Below are 26,533 nucleotides of genomic sequence, written 5' to 3'. Positions count from 1 at the left end.
GAGGAGGAAACACGCATGATTCCAGGAGAAATTAGACCTGCGGAAGGCAAAATTGAAATAAACGCTGGACGCCCTACGAAAACAGTTCGTGTCGCAAATACAGGCGACAGACCGATTCAAGTAGGCTCCCACTTTCACTTTATTGAAGTGAATAAAAATCTAGAGTTTGACCGTGAACAAGCAGTTGGTATGCATTTAAATATTCCATCAGGGACTGCGGTACGGTTCGAACCGGGTGAAGAAAAAGAAGTTGAGTTAACTGAATTTGGCGGAAAACGTCATGTTTTCGGATTGAACAAGTTAACGGAAGGCTCCACGCATAATAAAGATGAAATTGTAGAAAAAGCATCTGAAGGTGGCTATAAAGGAGCGGAGCATAAATGAAAGTAACACATGATCAATATGCAAAAATGTTTGGTCCGACAGTCGGCGATAAAGTAAGGCTTGCGGATACGGATTTATGGATAGAAATTGAAAAAGATTACACGAAATACGGAGACGAAGGTGTATTCGGAGGCGGAAAGTCGCTCCGCGTTTCAATGGGACAAGATGGTAAATCATTACGCGATGAAGGCGTTTTGGATACTGTCATTACAAACGTCATGATTATCGATTACACAGGAATTGTGAAAGCGGATATCGGGATTAAAGACGGTCGCATTGCCGGAATTGGTAAAGCAGGAAACCCGAACACAATGGATGGTGTCGACCAAGGAATGATTATTGGGGTTGGGACTGAAGTGTATGCCGGTGAAGGTTTAATTGCGACAGCTGGAGCGATTGATACGCATATTCACTATATCAGCCCGCAGCAAGTCGAGACGGCACTCAATGCTGGTACAACGACATTTATCGGCGGAGGAACTGGTCCGGCAGCAGGTTCAAAAGCGACGAGTGTAACGCCTGGTGAGTGGCATCTGCATCGTATGTTGCAAGCTGTCGAAGATTTACCAGTTAACGTGGGACTTCTCGGGAAAGGTAGTGCGTCATCTCCAGAACCTTTGGTGGAACAAGTTCGTGCGGGTGCAATTGGCATGAAAATTCATGAAGATTGGGGCGCGACTCCTGCGGCACTCGATCAAAGTTTGAGCGTGGCAGATGAGTATGACATTCAAGTGGCGCTTCACTCGGACACACTTAACGAGGCTGGATTTGTAGAAGAAACAATCAAAGCGATTGACGGACGCGTCATTCATGTTTTCCATACAGAAGGAGCAGGCGGCGGACATGCGCCGGATCAGCTGAAAATGGCATCGTATCCGAATGTGCTACCGGCATCGACTAACCCGACCAAACCATTTACAACAAATACGATTGACGAGCATTTAGATATGCTTATGGTGTGTCACCATTTGAAACATGACGTACCAGAAGACGTAGCGTTTGCGGACTCGCGTATTCGTCCAGAAACGATTGCGGCTGAAGACATTATGCAAGACATGGGTGTCCTCAGTATTATGTCATCCGATTCACAAGCCATGGGGCGTGTTGGTGAAGTAGCAATTCGAACATGGCAAACTGCGAATAAAATGAAAATGCAACGCGGGCCTCTTCCACAAGATGAAGGAAAAGATCACGATAACTTCCGCGTGAAACGTTATATTGCAAAATTAAATATTAACCCAGCGATCGCATCTGGAATCGGCCATGAAGTTGGTTCGCTCGAAGAAGGAAAACTTGCGGATATTATTCTTTGGGATCCCGCGTTTTTCGGTGTGAAAGCTGACGTTGTCATAAAAGGCGGAATTGCTGTTTATGCAATGACAGGCGATCCGAACGCTTCGATACCAACGCCACAACCGATGATGGGTCGTCGCATGTATGGTTTCCACGGTAAAGGACCGCAAAATGCTGCGATGACTTTCCTGCCGAAAATCGCTGTGGAAGAAGGACTGCCTGAAAAGCTTGGTTTGAAACGAATGATTGGTACGGTGAAAAACTGCCGTAATATTTCAAAAGCGGATATGAAACATAATAGTGAAACGCCGGATATCGATGTGAATCCAGAAACTTATGAAGTTAAATTAGATGGTGAACTGGCTACGTGTGAACCTGTAGATGTTCTACCGATGGCACAGCGCTATTTCCTATTTTAATTAACAAAATTCATGACCTGCACCCTGCAGGTCTTTTAAGGAGGATGCCCGATGTTGATTGAGAAAGTGATTGGCAACGTAGGCAGTGAAGAAGAAATTGCCGGCAAGAAAACCGAATGGATTGAGCTTGACTGGGAAGAACTGAGCAAGCGCATTCTCCGTACGGAAACCGACAATGGGACTGATGTTGCTTTAAGGCTTAGTACAGAAGAGCCTCTTCAATATGGGGATATCTTGTTTGAAGATGCTGAACGACGGATTGCAGTTCGAACGAAGATGGAACCTGTCATTGTTATCAGTCCGAAAAACATGACGGAAATGGGTAAAGCGGCATTTGAACTGGGAAACCGGCATACGCCTTCCCTAATTGATGACAACGAAATTATCGTGCGCGCGGACCATACGCTAAATACATTATTAGATGAAGTGGGTGTTTCTTATGAAACGACTGAAAGACGGTTTAAACAGCCATTCAAATACCGCGGCCACTCCCACTGACTTAGCACTTTTACAGCTGTTTCAAATTCATGATTCAGCTTTTCCAATTGGCTCTTACACGCAGTCGTATGGAATGGAAACGTATATACAAGATGATCTCATTCGTACAAAAGAAGATTTAATCGAGTTTTGTACATCCTACTTGTTCAATAATTTAGTGCGAAGCGATGCGATTCTCATTCAAGAAGCATATGCCGCCGCATTGAAACAGGACGTGGACAGGCTGTTGGAACTTGAACAGTTATGCGGTGCGATGAAGCTAGCAAAGGAATCGCGTGAAGCGAGCGTGAATCTTGGGAGGCAGTTTATTCGAACGGTTTCTCCATTGGGGACCGACGAATTTCTTGCCGAGTGGAAAGAACGCATTGACGCGAAATCCATAAAAGGACATTACGCTGTCTTGTACGGCATTTATAGCGCGACGACAGGTGTCAGCATGCACCACGCGGTTATGATGTACTTGTATGCTTCGGTGAGCGGACTCGTTCAAAATGCGGTTCGTGCTGTTCCATTCGGTCAAAATACGGGCGTTCAAGCGATTAATGAATTGATTCAACCCGTGACAGAAGCCGCAGACTTAGTTTCGACATTGACGATAGAAGATATTAGTAACAATGCGCTCGGAATCGAACTCGCTTCGATGAGGCATGAGTATTTATTCTCGAGATTATTTATTTCTTAACTAAAGGAGTTTTTCTTATGAAACCAGTACGTATAGGAATCGGCGGACCGGTTGGGTCGGGTAAAACATCGCTCGTAGACCAACTGACACGCGCGATGCATAAAGATTATAATATAGGCGTTATTACGAACGATATTTATACAAGGGAAGACGCACAGTTTTTAATGACGAATGGTGTACTTGGAGAAGACCGCATTATTGGCGTTGAAACTGGCGGATGTCCGCATACGGCAATCCGTGAAGATGCTTCGATGAACTTCGCAGCAATCGATGAAATGAAAAATCGTTTTGAAGATCTCGACATTATTTTTGTTGAAAGCGGCGGGGATAATTTATCCGCTACATTTAGTCCGGAGCTTGTCGATGGGTATATTTATGTCATTGACGTTGCAGAAGGGCAAGATATCCCGCGAAAAGGCGGTCCAGCATTGACGCGTTCTGATCTTTTATTGATCAATAAAACCAATCTTGCGCCGCATGTAGGCGTTGATCTAGACTTAATGGACAGCGATACGAAAAAAATGCGCGGTGGCCGTCCGTATATTTTCGCAGACGTGAGAACTCAAAAAAATGTTGATAAAATTGTTGAATGGATCAAGCATCACATGCTTTTAGAAGGAGCTAAGCCTGTTGGTGAAAATGGGTAATCCAACACGCAGGCATCATAACGGAAAACTGGATTTGGAATTCGAACTGCGAAGGGGCTTGACGCGGATGCCTCACGTTTTCCAACAACCTCCGTTAAAAGCCAGCCGCGAGTTGTACGAAGGGAAGGACCCGACGGCGACTGTTTACATTATGGAATCCTCGGGCGGCATGGTTGCGGGCGACCGTAACGATATAACGATAAAGCTTGCACCCGATAGCCGGGTCCGATTAATTCAGCAGTCGGCGATGAAAATTTACCCTTCGCATACAGGGGAAACATGTTTTTTAAAATTAGACGTTGACGTTGCTGAACGAGCACGTCTCGAATGGATGCCAGAAGTCATTATTCCGTTTGTCGATGCGAAGTTTCAGGTGGATACGACACTTCGCGTAGCGGCTGATTCTACGGTGTTATGGGGCGAAATTATCGCGCCTGGACGAGAGAAACGCGGCGAGATTTTCGACTACGAATTGTTTCGGTCAAACTTCAAGATATTTGTCGAAGGTGAATTAATCGCATTTGACTCACTCCACTTTTCACCTCGTGAATTGGAGCTGGGTGGTGTCGGTGTTCTTGAAGGTGCGATGTATATCGGCTCTGTTTGGTTAGTGTCGCCAAATATTGATGCTGTTGACATTCGCGCAGTCCAAGAGACGCTACGTGTGGAAGATGGACTGCAAGCGAGCATGACGCGACTGGAAGGCAATGCCATTCATTGTAGATGGCTGGGTCGCAGTCAATGGGCGTTGCAGGAAGAGATGAAACGAGTTTATGCGTTGTTGTCGGAAATGGTTTAAAGGTGGACCTCGAGTTGTGGGGTTCGCCTTTTTTTGTTTTTTGTGGGGATTGGATGATGGCGGGTGGGTATTGGTCGCTTGGGAGCGGTTATTGGTCGTTTGCGTGTCTCATTGGTCGTTTCGGGGTGGGTATAGTCGTTTGGCTGTGCGCTTTAGTCGTTTCGATGCGATTATTGGTCGTTTTGACGAAGTTTGGCGTTTCTGCGACGGAAAAGTTGTTCAACATTATGTGGAACGGGTATATTGGAAATGAAGATAGTAAAGAAAAGGAAATGATAAAATGTCCGACACACGATTAATGAGTCAATCACGCACTGTACAAACCAAACTGGTGTTACCACCTGATACGAATCATCTGCAAACAATATTCGGCGGAATCGTGCTCGCCTACATCGATGAAATCGCGGCGATCACCGCAATGAAGCATTCCAATACGGCTGTCGTCACGGCATCCATCGACCGAGTCGACTTTGTATCATCCGCTTATGTCGGTGACGTTTTGGAGTTGGAAGCGGTTGTCAGTTCAACGGGACGCACCTCCATGGAAGTGCATGTACTGGTACACTCAACGAATTTATTGACAGGCGTGAAGAAATTAACGACGGAGTCCTTTTTGACGATGGTTGCGATGGACGAAAACAAAAAGCCCACGCCCGTTCCGGGGGTCAAACCAGAAACGGAAGATGAAAAAGCGTTATATGACATGGGGCCTGCGAGAAGAGAACATCGTAAAGAGCGAATTAAGACGAACCATTATTAACATGCAAAAAGTCCGCGAATTGTCGTGGACTTTTTTATTTTAATCAAAATATTTATCGGGGTCATCCAACTTACTTATAAACTCCGTAAAAGTTTCAGCGATAACATGAAAGTTATTCCCGTCGCCACCATCATCCGGTTCGACATATACCACATTTGGAATGTCACGTCCCTCATAGTTGAACCCAAGCCATGCATGGCCACTTCCCGCGAATAAAACAAGGTTCCTCGGTAAATCCCATTCCTGGATCAAGTATTCACTCAGTAAAATTCCTTCTTCATGAACGCCCATAATTTCTTCCACTTCGATAAATGCATCGCCGCTTTCAATGTTGAAATCGATGGGAAATGCTCGTTTATCGTAATTTATATAACCGCCATTTGACTTCTTCATTAATTCAAGAAAGTCATTGGGCAATAAAACACCTAATTTTGCTTGTGCGGCTACTATTTCTTCGTTCGTTACGCCGTTATTGATAGATTCAAATATCCAATCCAACTAAATTTCTCCCCTTTATTTAACGAAAAATGGTACAGCTACAGTTATTTCATAGAATGCTTCACCTTGTGATAAAAATGTTTTGACAAGACGATAATTTCCCGGAAAGAGGTCAACGCCAAGTTCTTCAACGGAAAAAGTTTGGTAGGCCTCATTCCCTGCTAATAAGGTGCTTCCGAAATCTTTGAAGCGTGGATTTTTAAAAAACACGGCATCTGAGTACGTAATAATGTACCACTGTCCGTCTTTCTCTACTTCAATGTGGTAGAAGTCCCCATAGCCGTAATCATCATTGCTGTCATTTTGAACATGCGTGTAAATGATTATTGGTGAACCGGTAAATGTATCTTCGAGAAGCGTTAAGGATAATCCTTCTTCGGATGAAAGAATTTCTTGATCTGGAACGGGGTCTGGCAATGTACTAACGATAGCTTCATTCCCACAAGTCGATAAAAAAAGCAAAATAGAGATTAATTGAATGAATTTCATACCATCACCCCTATCTTAAGAATAGAAGCTATTTAGTGAGATCGCCTTGATTTGCATCAAGTTAATTGAAACTTTATTCAAACAAATCCGTATAGATTAAAAAGGGGGCGGTGTCGATGAGAGGAGATATTCACGAGCGGCAGTTGGCGTTGACGATGAAACGGACAGAGCGGAATCGTGTGAAGCGTCGGCTTGATGGGGCAGAGGCCGGGTTGAAAGATGCGCGAATACTGCGCGATCGTTTTCATAAAAAACTAACGAAAGAACAACAGGACGTCGCGAAACTCGGGCGATTTTCATTTATGAATAAAATAAATGAGTGGACCGGCAAATGGGATGAAAAGATGGAAAAAGAAATTGCAGAAGCCGCGGAGGCGGAACTGAAATATAACGAAGCTGAGAAAAATCTTGTTGATCTTGAAGCAGAGGTAACAAGATTACGAGCGGATATGAAAAACCCTGACTTTGCTTACATCGATGAAGACTGGGCGGACTTTTTAAAAGAGAAGGAGACGTGGATACGCCGTTATGATTCCGTGGCGAATAGCACATTGCAAAAAATTGCCGATGAGCGCGTGACGTTGCGTTCCATATTGCGCGAGGTCGATGAAGCGCGTGATGCGGGCAGTAAAGCGAGCCGTGCACTCGGGGCGGCAATCGATAAGTTAGGTTCTGCAGAAGGAATGTCGGTTTGGGATACGTTTCTGGGCGGCGGACTCATTGTCTCGGCGTTAAAATACTCGGAAATCAACAGTTCAGATGATTATGTTCACCGCGCGCAGCGTGCATTGCGACATTTTGAAACGGAGTTAATGGATGTCCAAAACGTCGCCACGGAATCCTTTACAGTGAACCAAAATGATGTTTTTACATTCACGGACATCTTTTTCGATAATATCTTTTCAGATTGGGCAGTGCATTCACGAATCACGGATGCGAAAGCTAAGTTGAATGATGTGTTAAGAGATGTGCGTCGTGTTCAGGATGATTTAGCGAGAAAACGTGATGAAATCCTTCATGGGTTGGAAAAACTTGATAGGCAAGAACGGGAAATTATTGAAGCATAATCATTCTAATTCTAGAAACTCGATGCGATTACCGAATGGGTCGTGCGTGAAGAAACGAGACCGGCCTTCGATGGGCGGTTCTTCACTGATTGGGTAGCCTGCTTCTTGCAGCCTTTCCCTTAGTTGTTCAAGCGCATTCACGGTAAAACCGGGATGGGCTTTTTTCGCAGGCATGAAATCTGGTTGGATGCCGATATGCACTTCCACGGCACCGACTTTGAACCAACAACCACCGCGTCCTTGCAAGTTTTCCGGTTTCAGAATTTCTTCCATGCCAAGAATTTCGCCATAAAACGCGCGCGCTTCATCTTCAGAACCCTTGGGTGCCGCGATTTGGATATGGTCAATGCCTGTTAAGAATGTACTCATATGATTTCTCCCCCTTATATCTTTAGTATACCGCTAGAGTTTCGAAACCCATATGACCGTTTTTGGAAGCAATCTCATAAGGAAACCTTATGGACTTAATTCGAAACAATTGAATTTCCTAATCAGTCAACTAGACGTATACTTAAAGTAAGGTGGTGACTGGTTTGGATTATGTATTATTATATTTTATCGGCATGGTAGCTATGACGCTTGGAACGCTTGCGGGCGGCGGCGGACTTATTACAGTTCCGGCGATGCTGTTGATGGGCATCCCAATTCACTCCGTCATCGGGGCGGGGAAAATATCGACAACCGTTAGCTCGTTTTCGACATTTATAACGGTATTGTTAAAAAAGCAAATTACCTTGAAAGAATCATATTGGATTATTCCTGTGTCGCTTACCGGCGGATTCACGGGCGGCTTTATCGCAACGCGGTTGACGGAAAGTACGATGTATACGGTTGCCGTTGTGCTTTTGATCTTCGCATTTTTAACTTCATTCTTTTCTAAAGCGGACTTCACGGGAGAAGAAGATCTTCGACCGACAAAAATGGGTGTTCCAGGACTGTTTAGTATCGGCCTGTACGACGGAATGTTTGGACCGGGGCAAGGAACGCTTCTGCTTTATTTGTTCGGTCATCTTCGAATTGCATACCTCCGGGCAATCGGTTTCGTTCGCCTCGCCACGTTTTCCAGCGGTTTCGGTGCGGCAATCAGCTATATCGCCATGGGAAAAATCATTTGGCCAATTGCCTTCGCGCTCATGGCTGGATCATTGTCCGGCGCACAAATCGGCGTCCGCCTTGCGGAAAAGTTAAATCCACACCACGTAAAAATCCTCCTACGCTGCGTTACTGTAGCACTGATCATCCAACTTATTATTAATCGGTTTATTTAACTGAAACACCTCTTTTGCAAGTTGGAAGAGGTGTTTTTTTTATGGAAAATGGGAGGGTATAAAGTCCTGACTTGCAAGCAAATCCGTGGGATGTGCAAGCAAATTTAGTTTAATGTAAGCAAAGTAAGACAGAGTGCAAGGAGACCAATCCATAGTGCAAGCAAACCCATTCCAACTGCAAGCAAAATCAAATAAGTTAAAAAGATGATAATTCTTTTGAATAAACACTTTACTTCCGACTTACATATAGTGTACTATATAACTAATACACCAATACGGAGAGGAGATGAACGTATGAAGCAATGGAATGGGTTGATGAGGAAAGAATGGTCTGTGATGAATGGATGGTTTTACGGATCGCTGATCACGCAAATATGCGGTGTCCTTTTCCTGTCGTTTGCCAGTACTTTCATAATGGAAGAGGTACGTGTAATCGAGATATTGCCGATATACAGCGGGATATGGGGATTGTTACTAAGTGTGATCTTACCGACAATGGTTTTACTGGTCTCATTGAATAAGGAGATGCACCGGCCGGATGTATGGCTTCATTCAACGGCACCGACAGGTAAACTATTTGGTGTGAAAGCACTGTTTGCTTCGATGATTGGGTTTGTGAATATATTGTTTCCGCTTGCGATTGTTCTTATCGAATCAAGACTTTCAGGGTCAACGACATCATTTGTTGCAGTGTTTCAATTTGGAACGACGATAGCGCTAATGTTCTTTTTGTTATCACTTTTCATCATGTGCATCGGTTTATTCCTAGGGGTGCTTTATCAATTATTAAAACCGGTTGTAAAAGGGTTTTCAGGACCAATCGTTGTTGTGATCTTTTTGTTTTTATCTTGGTTGCAGGCGAGATTAGCAGAATTGGTGGTTTATACCAAAATCACTCGTTTCGGTCAGTTGAATCAGGGTGTTGGCTTCGACCTAGAAAAAGAGAATTTCCTTTCTGCATTTGCAGATATGAAAATCTATACTGGTGAATTACTGATTGATTTTGCAATAGCATTTTTGTTTTTCATCGTCGCAATCACTTTATTCGAAAAGAAAGTGAGGCTTTAATATGGACGTAAAAAGTATGAAGGGATTAATGCGGAAAGAGTGGATTCTTTTAAAGTGGGGAATTCTTGCCTTGGTTTTTGTGAATATCGCGGTTGTGTTGGTCGTGCCGCCGCTGATTAACCGTGCATTTGATTTGCCGATGAATACGTTTGAAAACTCGCTCATCATTTCCGGTACTTGGTTCGCGTTTACGATATCTGCAGGTGTTGTTATTTTATTTACGAGTCTTGAGAAAGAAATGAAGCAACCGGAGATTTGGATGCATTCGCCTGCGCCAATGTGGCAACTTGTCGGCATTAAAGCGGTCTTTGCAGTAGCGGTGACGGGGCTGATACTCATATTGAATGGGGTTCTCCTAAGTATTTCGTTCATGATATCTGACGCGTATGGAACGATACCAAGGTTTGACGGGGTGCTTTCGATGGTCAGTGTCATGATTTCAATTTTTTTGAAATCAATTTATATCATGGGCTTCGGTTTTATGTTTTGGTCCTTTTATCAAATCGGACGTTCCAGATCAAAGGGTCTGTCAGTCATTTTTACGACATTACTTTTCTTCGCGGGAATCTTTACGGGATCTGTGATCGCTGGGTTGTTTAGATCAATAGAATTTCTAATGAACATCAAAGGATTTGGATCAGTTAAATTAACGGAATTAGCTTTTTACAATGAACAAAACAGTTATTTTTTCACGGGAATCGTACCTGATGGCATCGTCTTCTCGGTTGGCGGGCTCATCCTATATGGCGCTGTAACCCTGATATTCTTCGCGGTCGGTGCCAAGGTGTTTGAGAAGAAAGTGAGGTTATGATGATGGATTTTCTTCCAGATAAGCCAATTTATCAGCAACTGATGGACCGGATTATTGGCGATATTATTCGGGGATCATTGATGCCTGGTGAGAAATTGCCGTCTGTTCGAGATTATGCGGTTCAAGCCGGTGTGAATGCAAATACGATGCAGCGCGTCTATAAGGAGCTGGAGCAAATGGAGATTACCGAGACGAAGAGGGGGCAAGGATCTTTCGTGACGGAGGATATTCGAAAAATTTCCGGGCTCCGCGACGAAATGAAAGAACAACTTATCGCGTCATTCATTCAAAATAGTGAAGCGCTTGGCTTTACGACGGTAGAAATGGTGGATTATTTAACGAAACGGGGTGCGGGGAATGATTGAGCTGAAAAAGGTATCGAAAAAGTATGGAAGTCGAAAAGCGCTTCATGAAATTGAATTGATTATTCCACAAGGGAAGATTATCGGATTGGTTGGTGAAAACGGTAGTGGGAAAACAACGCTTCTTAAATTGACGGCGGGTTTATTAACGCCGGATAGTGGAAAAGCGTTGTACGGAGGCACATCGATTACACGGAAAATTGCCTCCGAAATCGCGTATATGCCGGATACAGATCTATTCTATCCTTATTTCACAGTCGAGCAGCTTTTCGATTTCTATGATTCGCAGTTTGAGGATTTTGATTTGATTAAAGCAAAGGAAATTGCACAGTTTTTGAGCGTGGCGCTTGATGCGAGAATAAAAAACTTGTCGAAAGGGAATCGCGGACGGGTTAAAATCGCGGTCACACTTGGCCGTGAAGCGAGCTATTATTTATTGGATGAACCTTTCTCTGGACTGGATCCGATGGTGCGCGATGATATTGCGAAAGGACTCATTCGTTTTACTGATACAGAACGACAAACAATCATTATGTCGACGCATGAATTAAAAGAAGTGGAACCTTTGCTCGATGAAATCGTAGTACTTAGAGAAGGGCAAGTGATCGCGCACGAGGCGGTCGATGAAATCCGTGATATACACGGGAAAGATGCCACGAGTTGGATGGTATCTTTGTTTAGAAAGGGGTCATAATGTGGGGATAAAACCGGTAGTAGAATTGAAGAATTTATCGAAAACGATTGGGAAGAAAAAAATCATCGACAATTTGAATTTGTCGTTGTATCCGGGTCAAATTACAGGATTTCTCGGGCCGAACGGAGCTGGGAAAACGACAACAATCCGGATGATGGTCGGGTTGATGAAACCATCAGAAGGTGATGTATTAATAGAGGGAAAGTCGTTGAGAGATGACTTTGAAGGCAGTATTTCAAAGGTCGGCGTTATTGTTGAGAACCCAGAGATGTATAAATTCATGTCGGGTTATAAAAATTTATTACATTTCGCGCGAATGCATGATAACGTGACGAAGGCAAGAATTGACGAGGTTATTGCGCAAGTTGGCATGCAAAATAGAATTCATGAGAAAGTGTCAACGTATTCTCTTGGAATGCGGCAGCGTCTCGGGCTTGCGCAAGCATTATTGCATCGTCCGAAGTTTTTGATTCTCGATGAGCCGACAAACGGATTGGATCCAGCGGGAATTCGTGAGTTCCGGATGTATTTGCGTAAGATTGCATCAGAGGAAGGTGTTTCGGTTTTTGTTTCAAGTCATATGTTATCGGAAATTGAACTGATGTGTGACCGGATTGCGGTTATTCAAAATGGAAAGTTAATCGATATCGATGAAATGACAGATACGAAGAAATCGCATTATTATATCGAAGCTTTACCTCTGTCCGCGGTCGAAAGTATCTTAGTTGCTGAAGGGTTTGAGGTTGAGTTATTTAATGAAGGGTTTATTATCGAAGCGGAAAAAGAACAAATTCCTGGGCTAATGAAAAAACTGGCGACGGAAGGGATTCTGTTGTTCGCGGTTAATCCGCATCGTAAAACGCTTGAAGATCAATTCTTAGAAATGACAGGAGGTGGCCAAATTGCTGAAGCTCATACAAAATGAATGGATGAAGTTATGGCATAAAAAAGCGACTTGGATCATGGCCATACTTCTTGTTGTCGCCATTATTGGACTTGCGGGACTTACAAAACTGTCCGAACGATTTACAGACACGACGTGGATTGAGGAAATGGAAGCGGAAGTTGTTCAAATGGAAGAACAACTTGCATCACCGGATTTAACGGATGATGAAAGAGCTGATTTAGAGGCACAGAAGCAAGGTTTAGAAGAAAACATCATGATGAATGCGGAATGGAATCAGCCTGGAAGTCGTGAAAGAACGATAGTCGATGCATACGGCACGATGTCGCTTGTCACCTTGTTCACGATTATTGCTTCAGCTGGTATCGTGGCATCCGAGTTCTCGCAAGGGACGATCAAAATGTTGCTATCCAGGCCGGTCAAACGATGGAAAATATTAACGTCGAAATATGTAACGATTATATTGTTCGGGTTGTCGTTAACCGTACTCGTGTATGTATTTACCATCATAAGCGCATTTATCTTTTTCCCGTCAGCGGAAGGTAATTCAATTATTTGGAGCGGCACGGATTTAGCGCTTACAGCGATATGGGGCAAGTCGGCTTATATGATGTTCTTATCGCTCGTGAATGTGATTGTGATTTCAACGTTTGCGTTCATGGTCGGGTCAGTTTTCCGTTCTACATCATTGGCAGTTGGTTTATCGATTTTCTTATTTTTCTCGGGTACGATTATCGTTATGTTCCTTGAGAAATTTGAAATTGCGAAGTACATCTTCTTTGCACATGATTTAACGCAATATGAGCTTGGTTTTAAAATGCTCGATAGCAACACGATGGCATTCTCGGTGGCAGTTGTGCTTGTTTACGCTGTTGTGTTCTTAGCAGTTAGTTATTTTACCTTTAGTAAACGAGATGTTACTGCTTAAAATGCAAAAAGCCCTTCTGCTGAAAAATGCAGAGGGCTTTTTATATTTGGAACTAATTAGTTATCGCTGCTGAACGTACGTACAAGACCTGCGATTGTACCGATGCTGACGAATGCGAATAGTGTAAACATAATGTATAGGAACCACATGAAGCATTTCACTCCTTTTTCGATAAATCTGTTTCATATAGTATATCATTACTTGCTACCCTGGGCAATCGGGGGATGTGGCGGAAATGTTGACGGGATGGGGTAGTCGGATAGTCCTGTTTTGCGGATATGTGTGTGGAATGTGCGGATATCAGGTTGGAAGTGTCGGATATATGGTTTTATGTGAGGTATATATGTGGTGATGTGTCGGATATACGTGCTGAAACTGCTGATAAATTCATTTTCAAAGCAAGTTCACTCTGAAAAATTGATTTTGATGAGAAAAAACGGGTTAAAATTAAATGTTCAGACAATACGTAGTCAAAGGACGTCGCCCGTGATACGCTTTTGATGGGGGTGGTATGGATTGATTATAAAAAAGAATGCAGTTCCATTTAAATTGAGAGGACTTGAAGCATTGGACTCGCGATTATCTCTTTCTTATAAGAAGAAAAGCAGTATTGCTGAAGAGCTTCGAATAGTTAGAGCTGGAGTAAATGGTGAAAAAATCCTGACTAATGTTTTTCAAAAGTATTCGTTTCTCGATCCCCATTACATATTTCATGATTTAAATTTGAAGTCTACAGGGCTTTTTCAGTTGGATACATTGTTTTTATCACGCCATGGGGCAGTCATTTTTGAAATGAAAAACATAGCAGGAAAAATTCGTTTCCTGCATGAAAGTAAGCAACTAATGCGTACTTTGGACAATGGGCAAATTGATGTTTATGAATGTCCGTCTGTGCAACTTGAACGAAACAAATTCTTGCTGGAGGATTGGTTTTATTCTAATGGTTTGAAGGATGTTCCAATACGCGGTGCTGCTGTCTTCCCAAATCCTCGTCAACATTTTGAGAACATTCCAGAAGATTTAACGCTACTTTTTCCGCTTGAAGTCCCAGTATATTTGAGGAAATTAATGAAATCTCCCCCTATTTTAGACATACAAGTACTTGATTTAGTTGCCAAAAGTCTTTTAGTAGCCCATCGTGAATATGATCCATTCCCCATTTGTGAAAAATACAAAATTGATATTCATGAAATTATGATCGGTGTTCGTTGTCATCAATGCGGATTACACGAAATGACTTCTACAGCTAGAGGCTGGGGTTGTAAATCTTGCAAGTATTTTAGTAGGGATGCGTATAAACATGCAGTTCTTGATTACTTTATGTTGTTTGGAAACTCGATGACCAATAGGCAATGCAGAGAGTTTCTTCATCTTTCATCGGGGGATAAAACAACTCGTTTGTTGAAACAAATGAATTTGTCGTTCCAAGGGGAAAACAAAGGTCGGAAATACTCCTTATCGTTAAATGAGTTAGAAAAACAACTGCTTTTTTTGAAAAAGGAGTGAGTCATAGGTCCTGTTTTGCGGATATATGGCTAAAAGGTGCTGATATAAGTTTAGAAGGGACTGATAACCGCTCCATTTTGTCGGATATCACGTTTAAACCGTCGGATATCGTCCTTAAAACTACGGATATCCGCCGCCCAAACCGAAAGTAAAAAACTAATAATACAAAACAGTCTAACTTCCGTTATAATTAGGACTAAGGGGGGGAATAAACACATGATTAAACAATCAATCATCGAAAATGTAATCGAGGCTGCCTTATCGACGGGCGGCGATTTTGCTGAAGTGTTTGTCGAGGACCGATATGCGAACACATTGGCATTACAAGATAATAAAATTGAAAGAAGTATATCGGGTCGCGACTTCGGTATCGGGATCCGTATTTTTTCGGGACTTCAAAACGTGTATACGTACACGACCGATTTTTCGGAAGAAGGATTAGTGAAGGCTGCTAAAAAGGCGGCGCTGGCGATAAAGGGCGGGGGGAATGGCACCATTCATCCGTTGCAAAAAGAAATCATCAAGCCGATCCACATAATTTCCCAGATGCCGCAAACGGTGAAGCATGCGCAGAGGGCGGCAGTTATGAAAAAAGCGAATGACATTGCACGAAATTATGATGAGCGCATTCAACAAGTCGGCCTGCGCTATATTGATGAAGAACAAAATATACTCATCGCGAATTCAGAAGGGAAATTCGTGGAAGACACGCGCGTTTATAGTCGACTGGCGATTCAAGCGACTGCGTCTGACGGTGCAGCATTGCAAACTGGTTTTTACGGGCCGGGTGCGCATGCGGGTTTTGAGTTTATTGAAAATCTGGACCTTGATCATTATGCGGGCGAGGCGGCGCGTATTGCTGTGACGATGCTAGAAGCCGATGAATGCCCGAGCGGGAAATTTCCTGTCATTATTGATAATGAATTCGGCGGAGTTATTTTCCATGAAGCTTGTGGTCATGGACTTGAAGCGACGTCCGTTGCTAAAAACAACTCTGTCTTCGCGAATCGCATCGGTGAAAAAGTAGCGCCGGAGATCGTGACGTATATCGATGACGGTACACTTCCGAATGAATGGGGTTCGCTCAATATTGACGATGAAGGGGAAAAGACGCGGAAAAACATCCTGATTGAAGATGGTATTTTGAAAGGCTATTTGATAGATAAATTCAACGCACGCCGGATGAATGCGGAAGCGACGGGTTCTTCGCGCCGCGAATCGTACAGATTTAATCCGACATCGCGAATGACGAACACTTATATCGCGCCTGGGAAATCAAAACCCGAAGATATCATTGCTTCGACGGAAAATGGAATTTACGCGAAATATATGGGCGGCGGCTCGGTGAATCCAGCAACAGGCGACTATAACTTTGCTGTTTCTGAAGCCTATCTTGTGAAAAACGGGAAAATTGACCGACCTGTTCGCGGTGCGACATTGATCGGGAATGGTGCAAAAACACTGCAAAAAGTCGATATGGTGGGGAACAATCTTGCGCACGGCGCGGGAATGTGCGGATCGATTAGTGGAAGTTTGCCTGTAAACGTCGGCCAGCCGATGATTCGAGTCAGTGAAATAACTGTTGGCGGGACAAAGGGGGAATAACGAATAATGAATATCCATGAATTTCAAGAGAAGTTGTTGTCCGAAGCGGTGAATGCTAATTTTAAAGAAGCCGAAATTTTTTATAAAAAAACAGAATCATTCAGGTGCATGATCTTTGAAGGGGAAATTGACACTTACGAAACATCTGAAGAAGGCGGACTCGGCTTTCGGGGTCTTCATAACGGGAAAATGGGTTATGCGTACACGGAAAAAATCGAGGAAGCATCGATTCCATTCTTAATTGAAAGCGCGATTGCCAATGCCGATGTCCTTGATGAAGATGATGGCACTGACATTTTTGAAGGCAGCGACAGTTATAATGACCATGGGTTTTATAGCGAAGAGCTTGCGGATGTCCCGACTGCTGATAAAATCGAGCTGATCAAGTCCATTGAAAAGAAAGTTTTGGCTTATGATCCGCGCATCGTTACGCTTAATTATTGCGCGCTGCAAGAGTTTAATGAAGACCGGATTCTGGCGAACAACAAAGGCCTTTCATTGAATGAAAAGAAGAATGGCATCATCGTTTTCATTTCGGCCGTTGTTAAAGAAGGCGATGAAATGAAAACAGGTATGGTTCGTGAAATGACGCGTGACTATAAATCGCTTGATGCCGATAAAATAGCAAAAGAAGTCGCGGAAGAAGCTTTATCCCATTTAGGTGAAAAATCGATTCCGACAAAAAAATACCCGGTCATTATGAGACATGATGCTGCTGCGTCTTTACTTGCTACGTTTACAGCCATTTTTTCAGCTGAAAACACGCAAAAGGATCAGTCTTTATTAAAAGGAAAAGTCGGAACGGACATTGCATCTTCAGTTTTCACATTGATCGACGACCCGTTCCAGGCGGAATCAATTATGGGCGCGAACTTTGACGGGGAAGGCGTGGCTACAAAGAAACAGACAATCGTTTCGAAAGGTAAGCTTGAAACGCTTCTTCATAACCGGAAAACGGCTAAAAAAGATGGTGTAGAAACGACGGGGCATGCACATAAAGAATCCTATAAAGGAACACTTTCTGTCGCACCGATCAATCTGTACATTTCACCGGGCGCTAAAAGTAAGCAGGAACTCATCGAATCAGTCGAAGAAGGCGTTCTTATTACGGATTTAGCCGGCCTCCATTCGGGTGCCAGCACAATTTCTGGGGATTTCTCGGTTGCAGCGACGGGTTTCTATATTAAAGACGGAAAAGTAGCGTCACCAGTGAAACAAATGACGATTGCAGGAAACTACTATGATTATATGAAAAACATTGTAGAAACCGCTTCGGACTTAGAATTTGCACCAGGCGGTTATGGATCACCGTCACTACTTGTCAAAGAACTTTCTGTAACTGTTGATTAATAAAAAGTGGCACCCTTCGATTGGAGGGGTGCTATTTTCAATGATCATTAGAATAGGGGTGTGGCATGATCAAAGACTACGAACCGCGGCATATCTTTATGGCAATTGCGATTTGTATCGCAGTTGTATCTCCCGTATTTATTTTAGTGTTACCGACTTTTATCGCAAATACTTTATATCGCACACCAGATAATTGGTATATATTTGTAGCCGGAAAAACTTACGGGGTTTATAGCATCGGTTTTCTTTTTTTAACCTTATCGCCTTTCGTGTTGTTTTTATTGGCGGGCAGAAAGTTTTCAGTACTGATTAGCCTTGTTTGTCTAGTGTTAAGCGGTCTGACATTTTATGTTGCTTCATTGAATTACACATCACTATCAACGAATTCGATTTCTTACCGGGAGATGTTGACGACAGAAAATCATACCTATTCCTGGAGTGAAATCGACCGGGCCGTTTTCCATCAGGCGAAGGAAGATGAGGAGTTTTCACAGTATGAGATTCACTTTAACGACGGGAACCAATTAACGCTCGTCGAAAATGGGACTGTGAGGGGACTGAGAGATAGCATCGTGAATCGATTGAATGCTGAAGGTATCACGATTGAATGAAATAAAAAGGACAGCCTAGAATTAGGTTGTCCTTCTCTACTTTATTGATTTTTTTGCTCTTTCAACAAGTCGCGAATTTCTATTAGAAGCGCTTCTTGTGCATCGATTTCTTCGACTTCTTCCACAATTTCTTCTTTCTTTTTGAATTTAGAAAGCAAGCGAATCACAAAGAAAATGACAAGGGCAACAATAAAGAAATCAATGACAGATTGTAAGAATACGCCGTATGTAAAATCTGCATTGCGAAAATTTTTATGCATGCCCGAAAAATTGATGCCACCCGATACCATGCCGATAAAAGGTGTAATAATATTTTCAACTAATGAAGACACAATCTTTCCGAATGCTGCCCCAATCACAACCGCAACAGCAAGGTCAAACACATTTCCTTGAAACGCAAACTCTTTAAAGTCTTTCCACATAAAATCCATCCTTTAATAATAAATTATTGCACTCTCTTATTATGAGAATATGCAATCCAAAAATCAACTGTTAAAATATTATTCTTTAGTAATCTTGAATTCATTTGTTTCGAGATTGATCTGTGCAAGGTAATGCCCGTCGATTTCAAAATCCCAGACTTTCATGCGTGCCGATAGTTCATTCCCATCAATTGATAAAATTTCAAACTCGACCAAGTCGCCATGTGGTTGATTTTCAAGAAACGATGCGATTGCGGAACTAAATTTTATTGCTTGGTCATCGTTGAACAAGGTAATTTCTTTCAACGTTCCTTGTTGAGGATACGATTCTGCAATAGGCCCCTCATTTTCATAGCTGATTAAATCGCCAACTTTTAAATCACTAATTGTCGTCTTCGTGCCAGTATGCGATTGGATTTTTGTTTCATCGGTGAGTTTCCACATCGTGGCGTCCGCCAACAAGCTTTGATTTTCTGACATCAAAACAACTGAAGCCTCTTGAATAAGTTTTTCGGCTGTCATATTTTCCGTCGTTTTCCCACAACCGAATAATATAATGGTAACCGTTGATAATAAAATGGCTTTACGAATTTTCATCAGTAGATCAACCTTCTTCCGCATCAATTGGATGCCAGCGATATGCTACTAAATCGATTTTTCCATTTAAACCAAACGCTACGCCCTCTGCCTCAAGCATTCCGCGTTGGTCTTTGCCGGAAAAAGAAATTTCCCCTTTCGCATTAATAATTCGATGCCATGGAAGATCATATTTTTCACTCATCGAATGAAGGACACGAACAACTTGTCGCGCACCTCTGGGATTTCCCGCAGCTGCCGCGACTTGTCCATACGACATAACATATCCCGAAGGAATTGCTTGAATAATATTAACGACGCGTTTTGTGAATAAATTCATGAAATAAAACTCCCTTTATTTGAAATGAAACTATTAGCAATCTAGATACGTATAGTATACTGAAAATTACGAAATAGGGGAAGGGGATTTGTGATGGAGCGAAAGTTTTTTGGTAGAACGAATCTAATGGGATTTATTTTAAAGGTTGCGGGAGTTGTTGTGATTGTATGGGGGTTTATTTATGGAGTTGCTATTCTTGTAGAATATGCGGCGGAATTCGGTGACATCTCTGTAATTGATGCGTTAACAACACTTTTCAAACCAACCCTAATCGGTCTTCTAATTATCGGATTTGGCGAGGTAATCGATCTGTTGCAAGAGTTAGCTGACAAAGGAAAGCCGAAAGATGTAGAAAATGCCAACACTTCTGAAGCTCCGGGAGTTCAAGGAATTCAAAACGTACAAAAAGTTTACGCCGAGATGGAAATCAAAAATTATTATAAAAATAAGAATATGGAAGTCGGAGCAATTCACGGGACAAATAAAAGCGACATCTTTTCAGTTGAAGTTGACGGAAAAACCGAATACATTGAACTCAGCGGGTTCAAACCAAGAGTGTTAACAGATGCAGAAGTAGAAAAACTTAACTAAAAGGGGCTCTTCAATGACGAATCAAAATCAAAAAATCACCCCATATTTAATGTTCGATGGCAATGCCGAAGAAGCGATGAAGTTTTACACATCCATCTTTGACAATGCAGAAATTGAAAGTGTTTTTCGTCAAGAAAACGGCATGGTCATGCACGCAACTTTTACATTGAACGGGCAAACATTTATGGCAATTGACAATAGTAACGGAAACGATATTCCATTCACATCCGCGTTTTCTTTATTTGTGACGTGCGAGACTGAACAGGAAATCGATACCGTGTTCAAGAAATTAGCCGAAGACGGGAAGATTCTAATGGATTTGGCGCCGACGCCATTCAGCGTGAAATTCGCCTGGGTAGAAGATCAGTACGGCGTTTCATGGCAATTAAACCTTGAAACAGAAACACATTAAATTAGAGATGCCAATCATGTTAGAATGCCTATGATAAAGGTGGTTATATTTTGAATCTACCTAGATATATTTACGATTTTATTGTTGCGCTAATTTTTCTTATTTTAGCTATCGTACTTTCTTTGATTTTTTCAGACTCTCCATTACCCATAATCATATTCGGTGCTTCTTTTCTATTCTACTTAGTTCGCGGCTTGTATGATTTTAAAAAATCCAAACAGAATAGTAATGTGAAATAGACGGCGCTCAGTTTTCGGCTATTTTTCTTACAATTCCTTATTAAATCGCCTTAGATAAAGCGAATAAATCGTAACAGCAATCGTAACCAAAAATCCACTCGCCATCAGCCCGCCAGCAACGTCACTTGGGTAATGAACGCCAAGATAGATTCGGCTTGTCCCGATCATGACTGTCATAAATGTAGCGAATACAATTAATAGAACTTTTCCCAATCTAGTCTCTACATTTCGCCATGCGATATAAGCGATAATCACGTAAAGACTAAATGCCATCATCGTATGTCCGCTTGGAAAGCTATAACCATTGGCATCCAATATTCGATGAAATACCGGACGTTCGCGTTTGAAATACAGTTTTAAAAGATGATTAAAAGCAACAGTTCCTCCGATAACAACAACTAGAAGCAATGCTTGATGGCGATACTTAAATACAAAAACTAATAATACAGCGGCAATTACTGTAAGAGGTGCTACAACATATCCAGAACCGATCCACGTGAAAAATTTCATAATGGCAGTAAGCCAAGGTGTTTCAAGTCCTTGAATTGCATTGATCATAATGGTATCGAAGCTTGATAGAGAATCATCTCCAATGGTAGTTGAAAAATAACCAAATAATAGACCAAACCCGGCACATAAAATAAAAGCAATGGTAAGTGTTTGCGAAATTTGTTTCATAGTTGTCTCCTTTTAGAAAAGATAAGGGGCGATCTGGATGGCATTGATTAGCTTAATAATCGGCTCGTATTTACTGGGGAACCTATTAACAGGTTCCGTTATTAGTACGTTTTATTACAACCAAGAAATCCGTACAAAAGGCAGCGGCAATCCCGGAGCCCGTAATGTAGGTCGGCTTTATGGAAGGAAAGCGTTTGTTGTAACCTTTCTAGGAGATGCACTGAAAGGTGCAATTGCAGTCCTCGCTGCTCGATATCTTGGTTTCAACCAGCTAATTGAACTTCTATTACTACTTTCCGTCGTAGCAGGGCATATATATCCAATTCTTTTTAAATTCCGCGGTGGCAAAGGTGTATCCACGTTCATTGGCGGACTGCTTGTCTTCAGTCCTCTAGTTTTTGCAACATTTTTTGGTGTTTTCGCTGCCTTGTATATTGTTATAAAAAATTTCACTGCAGCCGGAATAAGCGCTATCGTTTCATTGCCAATTATTTTGCTCGTATTTTCTTATCATACCCAATTTCTCCTCTTGGCATGTTTACTTAGCGGAATCATTCTTGTCGCTCATCGTGAAGATTTAACATTGAAGCGCCGAACAGGGAACTAGACAACGCGCTCAAAGTATTATATATATTAATTACAAGTAAAAATTAAGATAGGGAGATGATTGTGATGAAAGAGTTACATACAATTGAGGAATGGCAAGACGTTTTGGCGAAATCGAAGGACGAGCCTATACTTCTTCTGAAACATAGTACAACATGTCCTATCAGCACGACTGCATATAATAGAGTCGAGAATTTTGAAACGAATCTTCCGAAGTATTGGTTGAAAGTGCGTGAAACACGCCCGGTTTCCAATGAAATCGAAAGCACTTTGGGCGTTGAACATCAATCGCCGCAACTATTCATTTTGAATAAAGGCGAAGCGGTTTGGAATGCATCTCATACTGTCATTACAGATAATGAAATTAACAGAGGTTTGAAAGAGAATAGCATCGACTAAAAAGTTGTCCACATGTGGGCAACTTAATATGTAATCTAATCTAATCTATTCTATTCACACTGTGAAAAGAGCTATCCGATTTACCGGGTAGCTCTTTTCATTTTGGACATTTATTTATGGTACACGCCGAAACTTGCCCCGGCTTAAGAAACTTTCCATCTTTTAACGAAAGTTATTCCCTCAATCATTTTACCTGTTCCCGCGAAAATCTGTGCATTTTGTATGTATAACATCTTCATTCCTCCCTATGCTAGTAGAGCCTAAAACACGTCAATTGATGAAAGAATTTAATTTCACCCAGTAAATTCCACCGGACATGACAGATGTCATATTGAAATGATGACATTTAGGTCTGATATGTGGTTGTGAAACACTTTAGAATGATAAGTAAGATATGAAAGTGCGAATAATCATGATTCCCAAGGAGGAACAAAAAATGAGTAAAGAAAAAACAATGAAATTACACAAAAATGTTGCCCCTTTTGCAAAGTCGGATAAAAAGAAAAGCATCATGCAAATAGTAAACACGATTCCACCATTATTTATCTTTTGGTTTTTAGCGTATCAAAGTTTGTCGGTGTCTTTCTGGTTGATGCTTCCGTTCGCGATTATCGCGGCAGGATTTGTCATTCGAACATTCATCATATTCCATGACTGCACGCACGGATCATTTTTCAGAAGTCGAAAAGCAAATGATGTCGTCGGAACCATTACAGGTGTTTTAACTTTATTCGCTTATTCTAAATGGAAACGCGAGCATGCGATTCATCACGCTTCAAGTTCAAATCTTGATAAGCGCGGTGTCGGTGACATCTGGGTCATGACTGTTGAAGAATACGTCGAAGCATCGAAGTGGACACGTTTTATGTATCGTTTGTATCGTAATCCACTCGTCATGTTTGGCGTTGGACCTTTATTTTTAGTCCTGATCTCAAGCCGTTTTAACCGAAAAGACGCGAGACAAAAAGAACGAAACAATACGTATCTTACAAACGCGGTTCTCGTTGTGTTATATACGCTGTTGATTTTACTTATCGGATGGCAAGCATTTGTCATCGTTCAAGGAACAACCATGTTTGTCGCAGGCGCTCTTGGCATTTGGTTGTTTTATATTCAACATACGTTTGAGGACTCTTATTTTGAAGAAGAGTCTGAATGGGATTATGTGAAAGCTGCAGTCGAAGGAAGTTCTTACTATAAACTGCCGAAAGTATTGCAGTGGGCAACTGGAAACATCGGTTTCCACCACGTCCATCACTTGTCGCCACGCGTACCGAATTACAACTTGGAAGTCGCGCATGAATCCGTGCCGCCTCTTCATAACGCAACGACAATCACCATCAAAACAAGCTTAGAATCGCTAAAGTACAAACTTTATGATCCAAAGAAAAAAGGATTCGTTACATTTGGCGAAGTTAAAAGCATGGTACGAAAAGCAAGTCGTTCAATGGATTTAAAACCGAAACGCACAAGTTTTGAAGGCGAATAAAACCTTCTTAGCAGCCACCTTTTAACTCAGGGTGGCTGTTTTTTATTCATATACCTAATTAGTAGAAAAATTTGGTACAATTGGAGTAACGATAAGGACGGTGAGTGGGCGACATGAAAAGTTGGTACAGTATTTTTCCGAAAAGTCCATGGCTTAGTATTTATGCATGGGCTGTATTTTGTTTTTTACCGTTCTTTTTCATATTCAGGTCATCATCCGGCTATGAAATTGCAATCGGCATATCATTATTGCTATTATTCTTCCTATCTTATCGTTTTTCATACAAGTCGAAAAGCGGACTTGTTTATATGTGGATTAGTTTTGAAATTATTATTAATGTCGTCATGACTTTGTTGTTCGGTTATTTGTACTTATCTATATTCACGGCATTTTTCATTGGGAATATACGAAGTCCAGTCGGCTTTTTTATCATGTATGGTCTTCATATAGCCTTTACAATTGTGGCGATTGTGTTTGGGTTTTTTATTGAAATTGAACTATTTTTACCGCAAATTCATTTCATCCTCATCTCTGTTCTTGGTACGGTGCTTTTGCCGTTCAATTTATACAATCGAAACAAACGTGAAAAGTTAGAAGGACAATTGGAACATGCGAATGAGCGTATTTCAGAATTAATCATTCTTGAGGAACGCGAACGCATTGCGCGAGATTTACATGACACGCTTGGACAGAAATTATCGCTGATCGGCTTAAAAAGCGATCTCGCTGGAAGACTAATTTCACGAAACCCGGCGGCTGCGGAAAAAGAACTATTGGATATTCGACAAACCGCAAGTACCGCGTTAAAAGAAGTGCGGGATCTAGTGGATGATATACGAATGACGAAGCTAAAAGACGAATTAATTCGCATTAGGCAAATCGTCAAAGCTGCAGAAATGGCGTTAACGGTAAAAGGAGATCCTGAGCAGATGGACATCCCGCCGTTAGTCGAGAATGTGTTGAGCATGTGCTTGAAAGAAGCCGTGACAAATGTCGTGAAACACAGTTACGGGGCCGAATGCCATATTGAATTCGAGCATTCAGTAAATGAATTTTTGATACGCGTGGAAGACGATGGAATCGGTATTCCGGGCAAAGGGATCAATCTCCCTGGAAACGGCTTAAAAGGCATTCGGGAACGACTTGATTTTGTAAACGGGAGTTTGGAAATTGAAGCAACTGCAGGAACAAAGCTAACGATTCGCGTTCCGGACATTATTAAGAAAAGTGCAGAGGGGGGATTGGCGTGATACGAATTGTTTTAGCGGAAGACCAGGGGATGCTGTTGGGCGCACTAGGTTCTTTACTGAGTATGGAAGATGATATGGAAGTCGTCGGCATGGCGAAAAACGGTGAAGAGGCTGTCCAGTTAGTAAACGAACATGAGCCGGATATCTGTATTATGGATATTGAAATGCCCGTAATGACTGGATTGGATGCGGCAGAATCTCTGCAAGGTTCGTCGTGTAAAATCGTTATATTGACTACATTTGCAAGGTCCGGTTATTTTGAACGTGCTCGAAAAGCAGGCGTGCGCGGCTATTTATTGAAAGATAGTCCGATTGAAGAACTCGTTAGCTCGATTCGAACGATTATGGATGGGCGTCGGATTTATGCGCCTGAATTAGTCGATATCGCTTTTGACGATGAAAACGAAAACCCTTTGACGGATCGTGAAAGCCAAGTGCTTCAACTCGTGTCAAAAGGAAAGACGACAAAAGAAATTGCAGGAGAGCTGTATTTAACACCGGGGACGGTTCGAAATTATATCTCTACGATTTTGGATAAATTAGGCGTCGGCAATCGAATTGAAGCGATTTCTCGATTTAAAGAAAAAGGTTGGTTTAAATAGGGGGATATGGGCTGATGGTGATTCTGGGAATTATTCGTTGGGTTGTTTTGGGTGTATTTTTAGTCTTCTTTTACTTAGCTGAATTCAAGAAAAAGAAAGAATACAATACGCCAGCACAGTTAGCTATATTAATCGGAGTCCTGTTGCACGCGATTATCCGTGATTGGCATCCCGTTTTAAAAATCGTCGTTATCTTGGGCGCGCTAATTGGACTCGGGGGCACAATTTTGAGAATGTTTAAAAAGCGGAGAAGTGGGTATACTAGTTAGTCAATGCAGGTGGAAGT

35 protein-coding genes are annotated in these 26,533 nt (G+C 42.0%); 28 read left to right on the top strand and 7 right to left on the bottom strand.

Annotated elements, in window-relative coordinates; all coding sequences use genetic code 11:
• Nucleotides 1–15: 15 nt before the first annotated feature.
• Genes JSQ81_RS11945 through JSQ81_RS11910 form a run of 8 tightly spaced genes read left to right on the top strand, consistent with a single transcriptional unit; the run spans nucleotide 16 to nucleotide 5,482 of the window.
• Nucleotides 16–384, top strand: coding sequence for an urease subunit beta (locus JSQ81_RS11945; protein ID WP_212604291.1), 369 nt, complete (start codon nucleotides 16–18; stop codon nucleotides 382–384).
• A complete protein-coding gene (gene ureC / locus JSQ81_RS11940; RefSeq protein ID WP_212604290.1) occupies nucleotides 381–2,096 on the top strand; it encodes an urease subunit alpha in 1,716 nt (571 codons plus the stop codon). Before JSQ81_RS11945 ends, ureC begins: the two co-directional genes overlap by 4 nt.
• 51 nt (nucleotides 2,097–2,147) lie before the next feature.
• Nucleotides 2,148–2,594 carry an urease accessory protein UreE gene (locus tag JSQ81_RS11935; RefSeq protein ID WP_212604289.1) on the top strand — a complete coding sequence of 149 codons (447 nt, stop codon included), beginning with the start codon at nucleotides 2,148–2,150 and terminating at the stop codon, nucleotides 2,592–2,594.
• Complete coding sequence (locus JSQ81_RS11930) at nucleotides 2,536–3,276, top strand: urease accessory protein UreF (RefSeq protein WP_249336529.1); 741 nt, start codon at nucleotides 2,536–2,538, stop codon at nucleotides 3,274–3,276. Before JSQ81_RS11935 ends, JSQ81_RS11930 begins: the two co-directional genes overlap by 59 nt.
• Before the next feature lie 17 nt (nucleotides 3,277–3,293).
• A complete protein-coding gene (gene ureG, locus JSQ81_RS11925) occupies nucleotides 3,294–3,923 on the top strand; it encodes an urease accessory protein UreG (RefSeq protein WP_212604288.1) in 630 nt (209 codons plus the stop codon).
• The gene (locus tag JSQ81_RS11920) at nucleotides 3,916–4,722 is read left to right on the top strand and encodes an urease accessory protein UreD (protein ID WP_212607646.1); all 807 of its coding nucleotides are present in this window, start codon (nucleotides 3,916–3,918) and stop codon (nucleotides 4,720–4,722) included. The genes ureG and JSQ81_RS11920 overlap by 8 nt, the downstream gene beginning before the upstream one ends.
• The gene (locus JSQ81_RS11915) at nucleotides 4,665–5,021 is read left to right on the top strand and encodes a hypothetical protein (protein ID WP_212607764.1); all 357 of its coding nucleotides are present in this window, start codon (nucleotides 4,665–4,667) and stop codon (nucleotides 5,019–5,021) included. The genes JSQ81_RS11920 and JSQ81_RS11915 overlap by 58 nt, the downstream gene beginning before the upstream one ends.
• Entirely contained in the window at nucleotides 5,003–5,482 is a 480-nt protein-coding gene (locus JSQ81_RS11910; RefSeq protein WP_212604287.1) for an acyl-CoA thioesterase, read from the top strand. Before JSQ81_RS11915 ends, JSQ81_RS11910 begins: the two co-directional genes overlap by 19 nt.
• Nucleotides 5,483–5,521: 39 nt before the next feature.
• Here the strand turns inward: JSQ81_RS11910 and JSQ81_RS11905 are convergent, their stop codons facing one another.
• Together JSQ81_RS11905 and JSQ81_RS11900 are read right to left on the bottom strand one after the other, a co-directional pair.
• A complete protein-coding gene (locus tag JSQ81_RS11905) occupies nucleotides 5,522–5,980 on the bottom strand; it encodes an SMI1/KNR4 family protein (RefSeq protein WP_212604286.1) in 459 nt (152 codons plus the stop codon).
• A gap of 15 nt (nucleotides 5,981–5,995) precedes the next feature.
• Entirely contained in the window at nucleotides 5,996–6,469 is a 474-nt protein-coding gene (locus tag JSQ81_RS11900; RefSeq protein WP_212604285.1) for an immunoglobulin-like domain-containing protein, read from the bottom strand.
• A 116-nt stretch (nucleotides 6,470–6,585) separates the two neighbouring features.
• On the opposite strand from JSQ81_RS11900, the gene JSQ81_RS11895 reads away from it, so the two are divergent.
• Nucleotides 6,586–7,536 carry a hypothetical protein gene (locus JSQ81_RS11895; RefSeq protein WP_212604284.1) on the top strand — a complete coding sequence of 317 codons (951 nt, stop codon included), beginning with the start codon at nucleotides 6,586–6,588 and terminating at the stop codon, nucleotides 7,534–7,536.
• Here JSQ81_RS11895 and JSQ81_RS11890 read toward each other — a convergent pair whose 3' ends face one another.
• On the bottom strand, nucleotides 7,537–7,905 hold the full coding sequence (locus tag JSQ81_RS11890; protein WP_212604283.1) for a VOC family protein: 369 nt from the start codon (nucleotides 7,903–7,905) through the stop codon (nucleotides 7,537–7,539).
• 164 nt (nucleotides 7,906–8,069) lie between these two features.
• On the opposite strand from JSQ81_RS11890, the gene JSQ81_RS11885 reads away from it, so the two are divergent.
• The 11 genes from JSQ81_RS11885 (at nucleotide 8,070) to JSQ81_RS11835 (ending at nucleotide 18,643) form a co-directional block, all read left to right on the top strand.
• Nucleotides 8,070–8,804 carry a sulfite exporter TauE/SafE family protein gene (locus tag JSQ81_RS11885; RefSeq protein WP_212604282.1) on the top strand — a complete coding sequence of 245 codons (735 nt, stop codon included), beginning with the start codon at nucleotides 8,070–8,072 and terminating at the stop codon, nucleotides 8,802–8,804.
• 294 nt (nucleotides 8,805–9,098) lie between these two features.
• On the top strand, nucleotides 9,099–9,872 hold the full coding sequence (locus JSQ81_RS11880) for a hypothetical protein (RefSeq protein WP_212604281.1): 774 nt from the start codon (nucleotides 9,099–9,101) through the stop codon (nucleotides 9,870–9,872).
• Between the two features lies 1 nt (nucleotide 9,873).
• The gene (locus tag JSQ81_RS11875; protein ID WP_212604280.1) at nucleotides 9,874–10,683 is read left to right on the top strand and encodes a hypothetical protein; all 810 of its coding nucleotides are present in this window, start codon (nucleotides 9,874–9,876) and stop codon (nucleotides 10,681–10,683) included.
• Complete coding sequence (locus JSQ81_RS11870) at nucleotides 10,680–11,048, top strand: GntR family transcriptional regulator (RefSeq protein ID WP_212604279.1); 369 nt, start codon at nucleotides 10,680–10,682, stop codon at nucleotides 11,046–11,048. Before JSQ81_RS11875 ends, JSQ81_RS11870 begins: the two co-directional genes overlap by 4 nt.
• Complete coding sequence (locus JSQ81_RS11865) at nucleotides 11,041–11,739, top strand: ABC transporter ATP-binding protein (RefSeq protein ID WP_212604278.1); 699 nt, start codon at nucleotides 11,041–11,043, stop codon at nucleotides 11,737–11,739. The genes JSQ81_RS11870 and JSQ81_RS11865 overlap by 8 nt, the downstream gene beginning before the upstream one ends.
• A gap of 1 nt (nucleotide 11,740) precedes the next feature.
• On the top strand, nucleotides 11,741–12,664 hold the full coding sequence (locus tag JSQ81_RS11860; protein ID WP_249336528.1) for an ABC transporter ATP-binding protein: 924 nt from the start codon (nucleotides 11,741–11,743) through the stop codon (nucleotides 12,662–12,664).
• Nucleotides 12,642–13,571, top strand: coding sequence for an ABC transporter permease (locus JSQ81_RS11855; RefSeq protein ID WP_212604277.1), 930 nt, complete (start codon nucleotides 12,642–12,644; stop codon nucleotides 13,569–13,571). Before JSQ81_RS11860 ends, JSQ81_RS11855 begins: the two co-directional genes overlap by 23 nt.
• Before the next feature lie 516 nt (nucleotides 13,572–14,087).
• Nucleotides 14,088–15,077, top strand: a complete 990-nt coding sequence (locus JSQ81_RS11850; RefSeq protein WP_212604276.1) for a nuclease-related domain-containing protein — start codon at nucleotides 14,088–14,090, stop codon at nucleotides 15,075–15,077.
• Between the two features lie 216 nt (nucleotides 15,078–15,293).
• A complete protein-coding gene (locus JSQ81_RS11845; RefSeq protein ID WP_212604275.1) occupies nucleotides 15,294–16,682 on the top strand; it encodes a TldD/PmbA family protein in 1,389 nt (462 codons plus the stop codon).
• 6 nt (nucleotides 16,683–16,688) lie between these two features.
• Nucleotides 16,689–18,032, top strand: coding sequence for a TldD/PmbA family protein (locus JSQ81_RS11840; RefSeq protein WP_212604274.1), 1,344 nt, complete (start codon nucleotides 16,689–16,691; stop codon nucleotides 18,030–18,032).
• Between the two features lie 65 nt (nucleotides 18,033–18,097).
• A complete protein-coding gene (locus tag JSQ81_RS11835) occupies nucleotides 18,098–18,643 on the top strand; it encodes a hypothetical protein (RefSeq protein ID WP_212604273.1) in 546 nt (181 codons plus the stop codon).
• A 41-nt stretch (nucleotides 18,644–18,684) separates the two neighbouring features.
• Here JSQ81_RS11835 and mscL read toward each other — a convergent pair whose 3' ends face one another.
• From mscL to JSQ81_RS11820, 3 genes are all read right to left on the bottom strand, one after another.
• On the bottom strand, nucleotides 18,685–19,065 hold the full coding sequence (mscL, locus tag JSQ81_RS11830) for a large conductance mechanosensitive channel protein MscL (protein ID WP_212604272.1): 381 nt from the start codon (nucleotides 19,063–19,065) through the stop codon (nucleotides 18,685–18,687).
• Nucleotides 19,066–19,143: 78 nt separating this feature from the next.
• Complete coding sequence (locus tag JSQ81_RS11825; RefSeq protein WP_212604271.1) at nucleotides 19,144–19,662, bottom strand: DUF3221 domain-containing protein; 519 nt, start codon at nucleotides 19,660–19,662, stop codon at nucleotides 19,144–19,146.
• Nucleotides 19,663–19,669: 7 nt separating this feature from the next.
• On the bottom strand, nucleotides 19,670–19,981 hold the full coding sequence (locus JSQ81_RS11820; RefSeq protein ID WP_212604270.1) for an MGMT family protein: 312 nt from the start codon (nucleotides 19,979–19,981) through the stop codon (nucleotides 19,670–19,672).
• A 93-nt stretch (nucleotides 19,982–20,074) separates the two neighbouring features.
• On the opposite strand from JSQ81_RS11820, the gene JSQ81_RS11815 reads away from it, so the two are divergent.
• Together JSQ81_RS11815 and JSQ81_RS11810 are read left to right on the top strand one after the other, a co-directional pair.
• On the top strand, nucleotides 20,075–20,572 hold the full coding sequence (locus tag JSQ81_RS11815) for a hypothetical protein (RefSeq protein WP_212604269.1): 498 nt from the start codon (nucleotides 20,075–20,077) through the stop codon (nucleotides 20,570–20,572).
• 13 nt (nucleotides 20,573–20,585) lie between these two features.
• Nucleotides 20,586–20,984, top strand: a complete 399-nt coding sequence (locus JSQ81_RS11810; RefSeq protein ID WP_212604268.1) for a VOC family protein — start codon at nucleotides 20,586–20,588, stop codon at nucleotides 20,982–20,984.
• A 266-nt stretch (nucleotides 20,985–21,250) separates the two neighbouring features.
• Here the strand turns inward: JSQ81_RS11810 and JSQ81_RS11805 are convergent, their stop codons facing one another.
• On the bottom strand, nucleotides 21,251–21,901 hold the full coding sequence (locus JSQ81_RS11805; protein ID WP_212604267.1) for a phosphatase PAP2 family protein: 651 nt from the start codon (nucleotides 21,899–21,901) through the stop codon (nucleotides 21,251–21,253).
• A gap of 37 nt (nucleotides 21,902–21,938) precedes the next feature.
• Here JSQ81_RS11805 and JSQ81_RS11800 point away from each other — a divergent pair, with 37 nt between their 5' ends.
• The 6 genes from JSQ81_RS11800 to JSQ81_RS11775 all read left to right on the top strand — a co-directional run bounded on the left by JSQ81_RS11800 (nucleotide 21,939) and on the right by JSQ81_RS11775 (nucleotide 26,516).
• Complete coding sequence (locus tag JSQ81_RS11800; protein WP_212604266.1) at nucleotides 21,939–22,508, top strand: glycerol-3-phosphate acyltransferase; 570 nt, start codon at nucleotides 21,939–21,941, stop codon at nucleotides 22,506–22,508.
• A 65-nt stretch (nucleotides 22,509–22,573) separates the two neighbouring features.
• Complete coding sequence (gene ytxJ / locus JSQ81_RS11795; protein WP_212604265.1) at nucleotides 22,574–22,906, top strand: bacillithiol system redox-active protein YtxJ; 333 nt, start codon at nucleotides 22,574–22,576, stop codon at nucleotides 22,904–22,906.
• A gap of 436 nt (nucleotides 22,907–23,342) precedes the next feature.
• The gene (locus tag JSQ81_RS11790; RefSeq protein ID WP_212604264.1) at nucleotides 23,343–24,395 is read left to right on the top strand and encodes a Delta(5) desaturase DesA; all 1,053 of its coding nucleotides are present in this window, start codon (nucleotides 23,343–23,345) and stop codon (nucleotides 24,393–24,395) included.
• A 113-nt stretch (nucleotides 24,396–24,508) separates the two neighbouring features.
• The gene (locus JSQ81_RS11785; protein ID WP_212604263.1) at nucleotides 24,509–25,645 is read left to right on the top strand and encodes a sensor histidine kinase; all 1,137 of its coding nucleotides are present in this window, start codon (nucleotides 24,509–24,511) and stop codon (nucleotides 25,643–25,645) included.
• Nucleotides 25,642–26,247 (top strand): response regulator transcription factor, encoded by a 606-nt coding sequence (locus JSQ81_RS11780; protein WP_212604262.1) that lies wholly within the window; start codon nucleotides 25,642–25,644, stop codon nucleotides 26,245–26,247. The genes JSQ81_RS11785 and JSQ81_RS11780 overlap by 4 nt, the downstream gene beginning before the upstream one ends.
• 14 nt (nucleotides 26,248–26,261) lie before the next feature.
• The gene (locus JSQ81_RS11775) at nucleotides 26,262–26,516 is read left to right on the top strand and encodes a hypothetical protein (protein WP_212604261.1); all 255 of its coding nucleotides are present in this window, start codon (nucleotides 26,262–26,264) and stop codon (nucleotides 26,514–26,516) included.
• The last annotated feature ends 17 nt before the right edge of the window (nucleotides 26,517–26,533 follow it).

This window comes from Sporosarcina sp. Marseille-Q4063, assembly GCF_018309085.1.
Classification (GTDB): Bacteria; Bacillota; Bacilli; order Bacillales_A; family Planococcaceae; genus Sporosarcina.
Note: the sequence above shows the minus strand (reverse complement) of the source record. Positions and strands in the feature narration are given on the sequence as shown.

Bases quoted from the DNA above. Each gene is read 5' to 3' on its own strand.
- JSQ81_RS11825 (WP_212604271.1), bottom strand. From the start codon at position 19,662: ATGAAAATTCGTAAAGCCATTTTATTATCAACGGTTACCATTATATTA.
- JSQ81_RS11880 (WP_212604281.1), top strand. From the start codon at position 9,099: ATGAAGCAATGGAATGGGTTGATGAGGAAAGAATGGTCTGTGATGAAT.
- JSQ81_RS11820 (WP_212604270.1), bottom strand. From the start codon at position 19,981: ATGAATTTATTCACAAAACGCGTCGTTAATATTATTCAAGCAATTCCT.
- JSQ81_RS11920 (WP_212607646.1), top strand. From the start codon at position 3,916: ATGGGTAATCCAACACGCAGGCATCATAACGGAAAACTGGATTTGGAA.
- JSQ81_RS11805 (WP_212604267.1), bottom strand. From the start codon at position 21,901: ATGAAACAAATTTCGCAAACACTTACCATTGCTTTTATTTTATGTGCC.
- JSQ81_RS11815 (WP_212604269.1), top strand. From the start codon at position 20,075: ATGGAGCGAAAGTTTTTTGGTAGAACGAATCTAATGGGATTTATTTTA.
- JSQ81_RS11945 (WP_212604291.1), top strand. From the start codon at position 16: ATGATTCCAGGAGAAATTAGACCTGCGGAAGGCAAAATTGAAATAAAC.
- ureG (WP_212604288.1), top strand. From the start codon at position 3,294: ATGAAACCAGTACGTATAGGAATCGGCGGACCGGTTGGGTCGGGTAAA.
- mscL (WP_212604272.1), bottom strand. From the start codon at position 19,065: ATGTGGAAAGACTTTAAAGAGTTTGCGTTTCAAGGAAATGTGTTTGAC.
- JSQ81_RS11840 (WP_212604274.1), top strand. From the start codon at position 16,689: ATGAATATCCATGAATTTCAAGAGAAGTTGTTGTCCGAAGCGGTGAAT.
- JSQ81_RS11915 (WP_212607764.1), top strand. From the start codon at position 4,665: ATGGGCGTTGCAGGAAGAGATGAAACGAGTTTATGCGTTGTTGTCGGA.
- JSQ81_RS11845 (WP_212604275.1), top strand. From the start codon at position 15,294: ATGATTAAACAATCAATCATCGAAAATGTAATCGAGGCTGCCTTATCG.
- JSQ81_RS11910 (WP_212604287.1), top strand. From the start codon at position 5,003: ATGTCCGACACACGATTAATGAGTCAATCACGCACTGTACAAACCAAA.
- JSQ81_RS11835 (WP_212604273.1), top strand. From the start codon at position 18,098: ATGATCAAAGACTACGAACCGCGGCATATCTTTATGGCAATTGCGATT.
- ureC (WP_212604290.1), top strand. From the start codon at position 381: ATGAAAGTAACACATGATCAATATGCAAAAATGTTTGGTCCGACAGTC.
- JSQ81_RS11895 (WP_212604284.1), top strand. From the start codon at position 6,586: ATGAGAGGAGATATTCACGAGCGGCAGTTGGCGTTGACGATGAAACGG.
- JSQ81_RS11930 (WP_249336529.1), top strand. From the start codon at position 2,536: ATGAAACGACTGAAAGACGGTTTAAACAGCCATTCAAATACCGCGGCC.
- JSQ81_RS11900 (WP_212604285.1), bottom strand. From the start codon at position 6,469: ATGAAATTCATTCAATTAATCTCTATTTTGCTTTTTTTATCGACTTGT.
- JSQ81_RS11800 (WP_212604266.1), top strand. From the start codon at position 21,939: ATGGCATTGATTAGCTTAATAATCGGCTCGTATTTACTGGGGAACCTA.
- JSQ81_RS11935 (WP_212604289.1), top strand. From the start codon at position 2,148: ATGTTGATTGAGAAAGTGATTGGCAACGTAGGCAGTGAAGAAGAAATT.
- JSQ81_RS11875 (WP_212604280.1), top strand. From the start codon at position 9,874: ATGGACGTAAAAAGTATGAAGGGATTAATGCGGAAAGAGTGGATTCTT.
- JSQ81_RS11775 (WP_212604261.1), top strand. From the start codon at position 26,262: ATGGTGATTCTGGGAATTATTCGTTGGGTTGTTTTGGGTGTATTTTTA.
- JSQ81_RS11810 (WP_212604268.1), top strand. From the start codon at position 20,586: ATGACGAATCAAAATCAAAAAATCACCCCATATTTAATGTTCGATGGC.
- ytxJ (WP_212604265.1), top strand. From the start codon at position 22,574: ATGAAAGAGTTACATACAATTGAGGAATGGCAAGACGTTTTGGCGAAA.
- JSQ81_RS11785 (WP_212604263.1), top strand. From the start codon at position 24,509: ATGAAAAGTTGGTACAGTATTTTTCCGAAAAGTCCATGGCTTAGTATT.
- JSQ81_RS11790 (WP_212604264.1), top strand. From the start codon at position 23,343: ATGAGTAAAGAAAAAACAATGAAATTACACAAAAATGTTGCCCCTTTT.
- JSQ81_RS11890 (WP_212604283.1), bottom strand. From the start codon at position 7,905: ATGAGTACATTCTTAACAGGCATTGACCATATCCAAATCGCGGCACCC.
- JSQ81_RS11865 (WP_212604278.1), top strand. From the start codon at position 11,041: ATGATTGAGCTGAAAAAGGTATCGAAAAAGTATGGAAGTCGAAAAGCG.
- JSQ81_RS11870 (WP_212604279.1), top strand. From the start codon at position 10,680: ATGATGATGGATTTTCTTCCAGATAAGCCAATTTATCAGCAACTGATG.